The organism is Streptomyces flavotricini, from assembly GCF_020639365.1.
Lineage (GTDB): Bacteria > Actinomycetota > Actinomycetes > Streptomycetales > Streptomycetaceae > Streptomyces > Streptomyces flavotricini.
This window is the reverse complement of the sequence record NZ_JAINUL010000019.1, coordinates 1-9378: the sequence shown is the minus strand read 5'-3', so window position 1 is coordinate 9378 and position 9378 is coordinate 1. Positions and strand designations below refer to the sequence as shown.

General features: G+C 75.4%; 9 protein-coding genes. 8 read left to right on the top strand and 1 reads right to left on the bottom strand.

From position 1 onward, the window contains the following. From K7B10_RS40340 to K7B10_RS40315, 6 genes are all read left to right on the top strand, one after another. Positions 1 to 1888, top strand: a 1888-nt coding sequence (locus tag K7B10_RS40340; protein WP_443735445.1) for an FAD-dependent oxidoreductase, incomplete at its 5' end; no start/stop codon positions are given. Further along, the gene (locus tag K7B10_RS40335; protein WP_229346010.1) at positions 1885 to 2721 is read left to right on the top strand and encodes an SDR family NAD(P)-dependent oxidoreductase; all 837 of its coding nucleotides are present in this window, start codon (positions 1885 to 1887) and stop codon (positions 2719 to 2721) included. The genes K7B10_RS40340 and K7B10_RS40335, both read left to right, overlap by 4 nt. Further along, positions 2721 to 3680, top strand: coding sequence for an aromatase/cyclase (locus tag K7B10_RS40330; protein WP_229346007.1), 960 nt, complete (start codon positions 2721 to 2723; stop codon positions 3678 to 3680). Before K7B10_RS40335 ends, K7B10_RS40330 begins: the two co-directional genes overlap by 1 nt. A 101-nt stretch (positions 3681 to 3781) precedes the next feature. Further along, positions 3782 to 4738, top strand: a complete 957-nt coding sequence (locus K7B10_RS40325) for an aromatase/cyclase (RefSeq protein WP_229346006.1) — start codon at positions 3782 to 3784, stop codon at positions 4736 to 4738. Positions 4739 to 4849: 111 nt separating this feature from the next. Beyond that, positions 4850 to 6658, top strand: a complete 1809-nt coding sequence (locus tag K7B10_RS40320; protein ID WP_229346003.1) for a condensation domain-containing protein — start codon at positions 4850 to 4852, stop codon at positions 6656 to 6658. Positions 6659 to 6719: 61 nt separating this feature from the next. Next, a complete protein-coding gene (locus K7B10_RS40315; protein ID WP_229346001.1) occupies positions 6720 to 7262 on the top strand; it encodes a GNAT family N-acetyltransferase in 543 nt (180 codons plus the stop codon). 114 nt (positions 7263 to 7376) lie between these two features. Here the strand turns inward: K7B10_RS40315 and K7B10_RS40310 are convergent, their stop codons facing one another. Further along, positions 7377 to 7655 (bottom strand): PqqD family peptide modification chaperone, encoded by a 279-nt coding sequence (locus tag K7B10_RS40310; protein ID WP_229345998.1) that lies wholly within the window; start codon positions 7653 to 7655, stop codon positions 7377 to 7379. 268 nt (positions 7656 to 7923) lie between these two features. On the opposite strand from K7B10_RS40310, the gene K7B10_RS40305 reads away from it, so the two are divergent. Further along, complete coding sequence (locus K7B10_RS40305; protein ID WP_229345996.1) at positions 7924 to 8220, top strand: antibiotic biosynthesis monooxygenase family protein; 297 nt, start codon at positions 7924 to 7926, stop codon at positions 8218 to 8220. Beyond that, a complete protein-coding gene (locus tag K7B10_RS40300; protein WP_229345993.1) occupies positions 8210 to 9028 on the top strand; it encodes an acyltransferase domain-containing protein in 819 nt (272 codons plus the stop codon). Before K7B10_RS40305 ends, K7B10_RS40300 begins: the two co-directional genes overlap by 11 nt. Positions 9029 to 9378: the final 350 nt, after the last annotated feature.

Below are 9378 nucleotides of genomic sequence, written 5' to 3'. Positions count from 1 at the left end.
CCGCGGAGGCCGCGGCCGGGTGACCCGCCGCCCGCGGCCCGCGCCCGCCGCCCGCGCCCGTCCTTTCCGTACGTACGAACAGCAGAGGAGCAACCACGTGGCGAGCAGTACCGGCACACCGTCCGGGACGGACGGGTCCGCCCGGGTCCTCGTGGTGGGGGCGGGCCCCGTGGGCCTGACCGCCGCCCATGAACTGGCCCGGCGGGGGCTGCGCGTACGCCTCGTCGACGCAGCCCCCGGACCGGCCCGCGAGAGCCGGGCCGTGGCCGTCCACCCGCGCACCCTGGAGACCTTCGACCAGATGGGCCTCGTGGACGCGATCCTGGCCCGGGGCCGCAAGAACCGGGCCTTCACGATGTACGCGCGGGGCAGCAGGCTGGTCCGCCTCGACGCGGACTACGAGACGATGCCCACCCGCTTCCCGTACAGCCTCGTCATCGCCCAGACCGAGACGGAGGCCGTGCTGCGCGAGGCCCTCGCCCGGCTCGGCGTCACCGTCGAATGGGGGGTGCGGCTGGGCTCGTTCACCCAGGACGGGGACGGTGTGAGGGCCCGCCTGGAACACCCCGACGGCACCGCCGAGGAGTACGCGGTGCCCTGGCTGGTGGGCTGCGACGGCGGCCACAGCACCGTACGCAAACAGCTCGGGCTGCCGCTGCTCGGCGAGTGCAGCGAGACCTGGGCGCTGGCCGACGCACCCGTCACCACCGACCTGCCGCCCGACACCATCTACTGGGTCCACACCGGCAGCCAGGCCCTGATGATGGTCCCGTACCGGCGCGAGGGGCACTGGCGGCTGCTCGACACCGCCCCCGGGCGGCGGCGGGAGGGCGACGACGCGGCCCGGCTCCTGTCGCAGAAGCTCAGCGCCGGGCTCGGCCGCCCGGTGGAGGTCGGCGAACCCGAGTGGACCTCGGTGTTCACGTTCCAGCAGCGCATGGTGCCGCGCATGCACGAGGGCCGCTGCTTCGTGGCGGGCGACGCGGCCCACGTGCACAGCCCCGCCTCCGGTCAGGGCATGAACACCGGCGTCCAGGAGGCGTACAACCTGGCCTGGAAGCTGGCGATGGCCGCCCGGGGGCAGGCCGGGCCGGAGCTGCTGGCCACGTACGGGCAGGAGCGGGTGCCGATCGGGAAGGCGCTGATCGGATCGACCCGGAAGGCCACGTTCCTGGTGCAGTTCAAGAACGCCCTGGCCGGGGTGGCACTGCCGGTCGTCTTCACCTTCGTACGGAACATCGGGCCGCTGCGCCGGGCCATCCAGCGCAAGGTGCTCGGCGGCATGTCCGGGCTGCGGCTGTCGTACGAGGACAGCCCGCTCAGCACCGCCGACCCGCTGGCCGGGCTGCCCGTCGGCTCCCGGGCGGCCGCGGCGGCCGAGCGGCGCGGGGACCCGGGCTCCGAGGCGCTGCGGGCCGAACTGCGCGACACCCGCTGGTCCCTGGTGTGGGAGGCGGGCGGTCCGGGCGCGACCCTGCGGGCGGTGGCGGCCGCGGCGGCCCGCGCGCACGGCGACTGGCTGTCGGTGCGGACGGTGGGGGACGGGGCGGGCGGCGTGCCCGACGGGGACGGCGGTCCGCGTCCGCTGGCCGATCCCGACGGGGTGCTGCGGCGCGCGCTGGGGCTGCGGCCCGGCGGCTGGCTGCTGATCCGGCCCGACGGCTACGTCGCCGCGGGCGGCGCCGCCCTGACCCGGGGCGCCCTCGCGCGGGCCCTGGCGCCGCTGGGGCCGCAGGCCGCCCTGCCGTCCGCCGGACCCGACGCGGCCCCGGCCCCGGCCCCAGCCCCGGCAGGATCCGTACCGGGCCTCGATCCCGCTTCCACCACACCTCCAGGGCTCCGCGACACGGTCGGAGTTCCACCACGGGCTCTGGAGGCGCACCGATGACGACAACGTCCACGACGACCACGACGACAGCACGGTCGGCGCCGTCGACGGCGCCGGAGAAGCCGGTGGCCCTCGTCACCGGCGGCACGAGCGGCATCGGCCTGGCGGTCGTACGGGACCTGGCGGGGCGCGGGCACCGGGTGTTCCTGTGCGCGCGGACCCCCGAGAACGTCAAGCGGACGGTCGAGGAACTGCGCGCCGAGGGCCTGGACGTGGCCGGCGCCGCCGCCGACGTCCGCTCCCGCGAGGCCGTCGCCGAACTGGTCGCCGCCGCCGTCGCGGAGTGGGACGCCCCGGTCTCGGTCCTGGTCAACAACGCCGGGCGCAGCGGCGGCGGTCCGACCGCCGACATCAGCGACGAGCTCTGGTACGACGTCATCGACACCAACCTGAACAGCGTCTTCCTGCTGACCCGCGAGGTACTCCGGCACGGCGGCCTCGGCGGGGCCCCGTGGGGCCGGATCATCAACATCGCCTCCACGGCCGGCAAGCAGGGCGTCCTGCTGGGCGCCCCCTACTCGGCGTCCAAGCACGCCGTCGTCGGCTTCACCAAGGCCCTCGGCAAGGAGCTGGCCCCGGCCGGGATCACCGTCAACGCCGTGTGCCCCGGCTACGTCGAGACGCCGATGGCGCAGCGGGTGCGGGCCGGCTACGCGGCTGCCTGGGACACCACCACCGAGGACGTGCAGGAGCGGTTCGAGGCGAAGATCCCGCTGGGCCGCTACGCGACCGCCCGGGAGGTGGCTGCCATGGTCGGCTACCTGACCACGGACCTCGCCGCGTCCGTCACCGCGCAGGCGCTGAACGTCTGCGGCGGACTGGGGAACTTCTGATGGCGGCCGAGCGGGTGCACCGCACCGTGCACGAGACCGAGGTGGCCGCCCCCGCGGGCGTGGTCTACGGACTGATCGCGGACCCCGTGCAGTGGCCGCTGTACTTCCCGCCCAACGTGTACGTGGAGCGCCTGGAGTTCGACGGCGCGAGCGAGCGGCTGCGGATGTGGGCGACGGCGAACGGCCGGGTCAAGTCCTGGACCTCGCGACGGGTGCTCGACGCGGCCGTGCGGCGCATCGAGTTCCGCCAGGAGGTCCCCGCGGCCCCGCTGTCGGCGATGACCGGCACCTGGATCGTGGAGCCGCTGGGCGCCGAGCGTTCGCGGCTGGTCCTGCTGCACGACTTCTCGGTCGCGGGCGACCGGGCCGAGGACGTCGAGTGGGTCGAGCGCGCCACCGACACCAACAGCCGGGCGGAGCTGGCGAACCTGGCCCGCCTCGGCGAGCGCTGGGGCAGCCTCGACGACCTCGTGATGTCCTTCGAGGACACCGTGCGCGTGGACGCCCCGCCGGAGCTGGTCTACGCGTTCCTGGAGCGGGCCGAGCGGTGGCCGGAGCTGCTGGCGCACGTGTCGCGCCTCGAGCTGACCGAGCCCGAGGAGCTGCCCGGCGTACAGGTCATGGCCATGGACACGCTGACCGCGGACGGGTCCGCGCACACGACGGAGTCGGTGCGGGTGTGCTTCCCGGCGGACGGCCGCATCGTCTACAAGCAGACCCGCACCCCCGCCCTGATGTCCGCGCACACCGGGGTGTGGACGGTCACGGGCGGCGCGTACGGCTCGACGGTCACCTCACGGCACGGGGTGGTGCTCCGGGAGGAGGCGATCACCGGGGTACTGGGCGCCTCGGCCGACCTCGCGGCGGCCCGCCGGTACGTGCGCGAGGCACTCGGCCGCAACAGCACGGCGACGATGACGTACGCGAAGCGGCACGCGGAGTCGGCGCTCGCGCGCTGAGGCGCGGGGACGGCGTCGCGGACCGGGCTCCAGGTCGTCTCGACCGGAGCTCCGTCCGGCACGGACAGACTCTGGATCACTTGTGACGGAAAGGTGTGGCGATGTCGCTCCAGCAGGTGCACCGCACGTCCTATTCCGTGGACGTCAACGCTCCCGCGGGCGTGGTCTACGGGCTGATCGCGGACACGACCCAGTGGCCGCTGTACTTCCCGTCGAGCATCCACGTGGAGCGGCTCGACTTCGACGGGTCCCGGGACCGGTTCCACATCTGGGTGACCGCGAACGGCACCGTCAGGTCCTGGCTCTCGCGCCGGACCCTGGACGCGGCCCGGCTGCGGATCGACTTCCGCCAGGAGGTCCCCGCGGCGCCCGTGGTCTCGATGGGCGGCAGCTGGATCGTGGAGCCCCGGGGCACCGGGCGCTCGCGGCTGGTCCTGCTGCACGACTTCGCGGTCGCCGGCGACCGGCCCGCCGACGTGGACTGGACGAAGGAGGCCACCGACACCAACAGCCGGGCCCAGCTGGCCACGCTGAAGGAGGCCGCGGAGGGCTGGACCCGGCTCGACGGTCTGCTGCTGTCCTTCGAGGACTCCGTGCGGATCAAGGGCTCGGCCGATCTGGCCTACCAGTTCCTGTACGAGGCCGCCGACTGGCCGGACCGGGTGCCGCACGTCTCGCGCGTGGCCGTGAGGGAGGACGCGCCCGGGGTGCAGCTGCTGAGCATGGACACGGTGACCGCGGACGGGTCCGCGCACACGACGGAGTCGGTGCGGGTGTGCTTCCCGGCGGCCGGCCGCATCGTCTACAAGCAGACCGCCACCCCGGCCCTGATGGCGGCGCACACCGGCGAGTGGTCGCTGGTCCCGGACGAGAGCGGGGTCACCGCCGTCGCGCAGCACAGCGTGCTGCTGCGGGAGGAGGCGGTCGAGCGGGTGCTGGGCGCGGGCGCGGACCTGGCCGCGGCCAGGACGTACGTGCGGGAGGCGCTCGGACGCAACAGCCTCGCGACGCTGGGGCTGGCGAAGCGGCATGCGGAGACCGCCATCCGCATGCTGTGAGGCCCGCTCGACCGGTACTCCGCCGGCGTGTCAGGAGCGCGTCAGCGAAACGTGGGAACCCCGCGCATACTCGACCCCTTTGAAGTCCGAGGCCGAGACGAGGGGGAGAGGATGAGCGTCGGTTCCGAGCAGGCCGGCCCGCCCGCACACGCCGGACCCGCACGTTCCGGGCCCGGACTGCCCGCCTCCGCCCGGCAGCGCGACGTGCTGCTCGACGCCATGGCCGCGCGGCCAGGCTCCGGGCCGCACGTCGGGCAGCTGCACTGGCGCTGGTACGGGCCGCTGGACACCCGGCGGTTCCAGGCCGCCTGGCAGTGCGTGTACGACCGGGAGGCCGTGCTGCGGGCCGCGTTCGCGCCCTACGGGGCCCGGGGCGGGCCGCGGGTCGTCGTCCACCGGCGGGTCGTGCCGCGGCCGGTGCGCCATCCGTACGGATCCGCCGACTGGCAGGCGCTGCTCGCGGCCGAGCGGCGGCGGGGCTTCGACCCGACGCGCCCGGGGCTGCTGCGGATCGCGCTGCTCGACGAGCAGCCCGCCCCGGCGGGGCCGAAGCGCGTGATCCTCACGTACCACCACGCCGTGCTCGACGGGCGCAGCGTACGGCTGCTGATGCGCGCCTTCGCCCGGGCCTACCTCGCCGAGGGGGGCGCCGTCGGCGGCGAGCGGCGCCCCGACGTCCGCGACCACCTGCGCTGGCTGGCGGGCCAGGACCGGGGCGCGGCCCGCGCGTTCTGGGCCGGCGCCGCGCCGCAGGCGGGCTCGGCCACGCTGCCGCCGGGGGGCGGCGGCGCGGCCGGGGTCCGCACGACGGCACGGCTCGCCCCGTACGAGGCCTCGCTCCTGCGGGACTGGGCGGCCGGTCAGGGAGTGACGGAGAGCACCGCCCTCCAGGCGGCCTGGGCCCTCCAGCTGCGCCGGTCCGTGCCGGCGGGCGGTCCCGTCCCGGTGGCGTTCGCGACGGCCGTGTCCGGCCGCGGCATCCCCCTCGACGGCGCGTCCCGCCTCCCGGGCCCGCTGCGCACCGCGCTGCCGATGGCGGTGGAGGTGGACCCGGAGGAGCCGGTCAGCCGGCTGCTGTCCGCTCTCGCCGACCGGGCGCTGGACCTCGCGGCGTACGAATGGGTCTCGATGGGCCAGGTCCGGGAGTGGAGCGGCCGCGGCCCGGACGCACCACTCGCACAGAGCGTCCTGTCCTTCGCCCCGCCGCCGACGACGGACGCGGACCCCCTGGACGAGGACCTGGCGGCGCAGGGCATCCGCCTGACGGAACCGGAAGCGGTGGCCACGCCCGGCGGCCACGCCCTCTCCCTGACGGCGCACCACGACCACGAGGGCGGCCTGGTGCTGACGGGGGTGCACGACCGCAGCGGGCTCGCGGACGCCCGCGAAGCCGTCCACCACACGGCACGCCTGCTCCGCGGATTCCCCACCACCGACCGCCGGTCGACGACGGTGGCGGACACCCTCCGTCTCCTGGGCCCCTGGCCCCCGCCCCCGCCCGCGGCCGCGCCGCTGCCCCCGCCCGCGGCCGTGCGCCCGGCCGACCGGACGCCGCGACCCGGGTCCGCGCGGCTGGTCGTGCTGCGGCAGGCCGCCCGTCGCGGGGCCGGGGTCGTCGTACTGGTCCCGCCGCCGGGCGCGCCTGCCGGCTGCTTCTCCGCGCTCGCCCGGATCCATCCGGGGGAGGGGCAACTGGCCGCCCTCGACGGGCCGGTGGACGCCGTGGGATGCGGGGCGGCGCTGCGCCCGGTCCTGGCGGCGGGCGAGCCGCTGGTACTGGGGTGCCACGCGGGCGGTGCCCCGCTGGCCCACGAGATCGCCCGCCGCGTCGCGGCGTTCGGCTGGCCCGCTCCCGTCGTGGCCGTCGCCGCGGACGCCGCGTCCCTGTCCCGTGCGCTGACGGCGGCCGCGGCCCGCTGAGCGGCGCCCCGAGCGCATTATCGGTTTGCCGCCGGTCAGGGTCGTCGGGTAGGAAGCTCGCATGCTGAGGGGTAACAAGGTCGGGCTCAGGGCCCGGTACGAGGAAGACATCCCGGTCCTGCGGACCGAGCTCTACGACGACGTGGTCAACGGCGCGCGGGCCGAAGGGCGGCCCTGGCGGCCGATCACGCCCGGCTCGAAGGACCCGCGGCTCGTGGTGGACGACAACGACCAGGGGAGCGTTCCCTTCTCCGTGGTCGAGCTGGACGGCGGCACCCTGATCGGCACGGCGAACCTGTGGGGCATCGACAACCACAACCGGACCGCGCACATCGGGCTGGGCCTGCTGCCGTCCGCTCGCGGCAAGAGATACGGCACCGACGTGGTCGCGGCGCTCTGCCACTACGGCTTCGTCGTACGCGGCATGCGGCGGCTGCAGATCGAGACGCTCGCGGACAACCACGCGATGCTGCGCTCCGCCGAGCGCAACGGCTTCGTCCGCGAGGGCGTGCTGCGCTCCTCGGCCTGGGTGCTCGGCGAGTTCATGGACGAGGTGCTGCTCGGACTCCTCGTCGAGGACTGGAAGCGGCAGCCGGGCGCCTAGGGGTGTCTTGCCGATCGTGCCGGGCTCGTCGAAAGACACCCCCTGGGGGGTGTCCGCAAAGTCCCGCCTGCCCTCCGGGCGGCCGGCGCCGCTTCGCGGACACCCCCCAGGAGCTCAGGCGACGGCGTGGAGGAGGCCCGCGTCGCGCATCTCCTCCACCCAGACGTCCAGGTCGGCGCGGGCGTTCTCGGGGACCGTGTTCCAGAGGCGGGCCAGGAGATCGGCGGCGGCCGCCGTGTCGCCGTCGTGCTGGCGCAGGGCGATCCACATCGCCGTGCCCACCGGGCCGCAGCGGTAGCTCTCCGGGCCGGCGGTCGACGCGGCCAGCAACTCCAGGCGGCCGTCGGCGTCCACGGAGGCCACGCGCACTCCCGGCATCGGTCGGATGCGCACGGGCACCTCCAGGGCCAGTGGTCGAGGAACCCTCAAGCTATTACGGAAATCCGGCAGGATCCATGGCGGTTCCCGGTTTCTGGGGTTCCCCCTCGCACACCCCCTGTACGGCTGATTCGCGGAGTTAGGGGGGTGGGCGTCCGCGCCCGGGGAAGGATCCTCCGAAGCGGGCTGGAGGGGTGGTCGAGCCGTCTTCCAGGGCTCTTCGAGCCGCGCCACCGAGCGTGGCACCCGGACCCCCAAGACCCCGCAGACCCGAGGAGCCCTCATGGTGACCTTCGTCAACAAGCTGACCGTCCACGGCGACATCGACCGGTTCCTGGCCGTCAAGGACCGCCTGACCGCGTATATGAGCAGCCAGCCCGGCTACATCGGCCACGAGGCCCTGCGCCACCTCGGCGACCAGCGGGTCTTCCTCGAACTGGCCGTGTGGGAGGACGCGGCGGCCCACGCCAACGCCGTCCGCAGCGAGCAGTTCCAGGCCCTCGTCAAGGACCTCGGCCCGCTGGCCACCCCCGAGCCCGGTCTGTACGAGACCGTGGAGGCGGCGCCCGGTGTCCGATGACGCGGCCGCCCTCCTCGCCCGCCGGCCCCGTCGGCCGAGCCCGCCCCGGCGGGCGCCCGCCCCGCCCCTGACGGTCCTGTTCACCGGTCACGCCGGCCGCCGCCTCGCCCTCGGCCGCGAGCTGTACTGTGCCGTCCCCGCCTTCCGGTCCGCGTACGACGGCGTGCGCGACGCACTGGACCCCTGGCTGCGGCTGCCGCTGGCCGCCGTGGTCTTCGCCCCCGAGGGCGGGGTGGACTCGGGCCTGATCCGCCGGGCCGAGTTCGCCCAGCCGGCCCTGTTCGCCTTCCAGGTCGCCGTGTACCGGCTCTGGCAGAGCTGGGGCCTGTGCGCCGACGCCGTCGCCGGCCAGGGCGCCGGCGAACTCACCGCCGCCCACGTGGCGGGCGTCCTCACCCTGGCCGACGCGGCCCGGCTCGTCGCCGCGCTCGGCCGCCTCGTCCCGCCCCGGCCCGCACCCGGCGCCGCGCGCGCCGCCGAGGCCGAGTTCCTGAAGGCGGCCCGCGAGAGCGCCACCGCGCCGCGGTCCGTCGACCTCGTCTGCACCGCGACCGGCCGCTCCATCGGCCCGGGTCCGGACGAACGCCCCCTGCGGCCCGAACGGCTGCTGCTCCAGACCCACCAGGTCATCCGTACCGCGGAGGCCGTGCGCACCCTCGAAGCGGCCGGATTCACCCGCCCCCACCCCTGCGGGCCCGACCCCGAGGACACCCTGCCCGGCTGCGAACTGCGCGCCGCCCGGGCCGTGCTGCCGCACATCGAAGGGCCCGGACGAACCGAAGGACGGGCCGCGGGCCGCCACCGGTGATCCCGGTGGCCGGTCTCCGGCTTCTCCCGGCCACCGCTGTACGACGCCTCAAGCGGGTGTCGAGCGGATCCCCGCACGCTGAAGAGCGGCAGGCCCCGTGGACCCGCGGGACCTGTCGGACCCGTCGGACCCGTAGGACCCGTAGGACCCGTAGGACCCGTAGGACCCGTCGGACCCGTAGGACCCGCAACAGAAGACGGACCAGCCCCGCGGACTGCGCGCAGCAGGCCGAGAGTCCCGGACGAAGGAGCTGATCTCCGCCGCCATGACCACCACCACCGAGACCCCCACCCGTCCCGAGGGCGGGGCCGCCCGCGGCGCCGACACCCGCGGCGCCGCGGGCCGGGCCG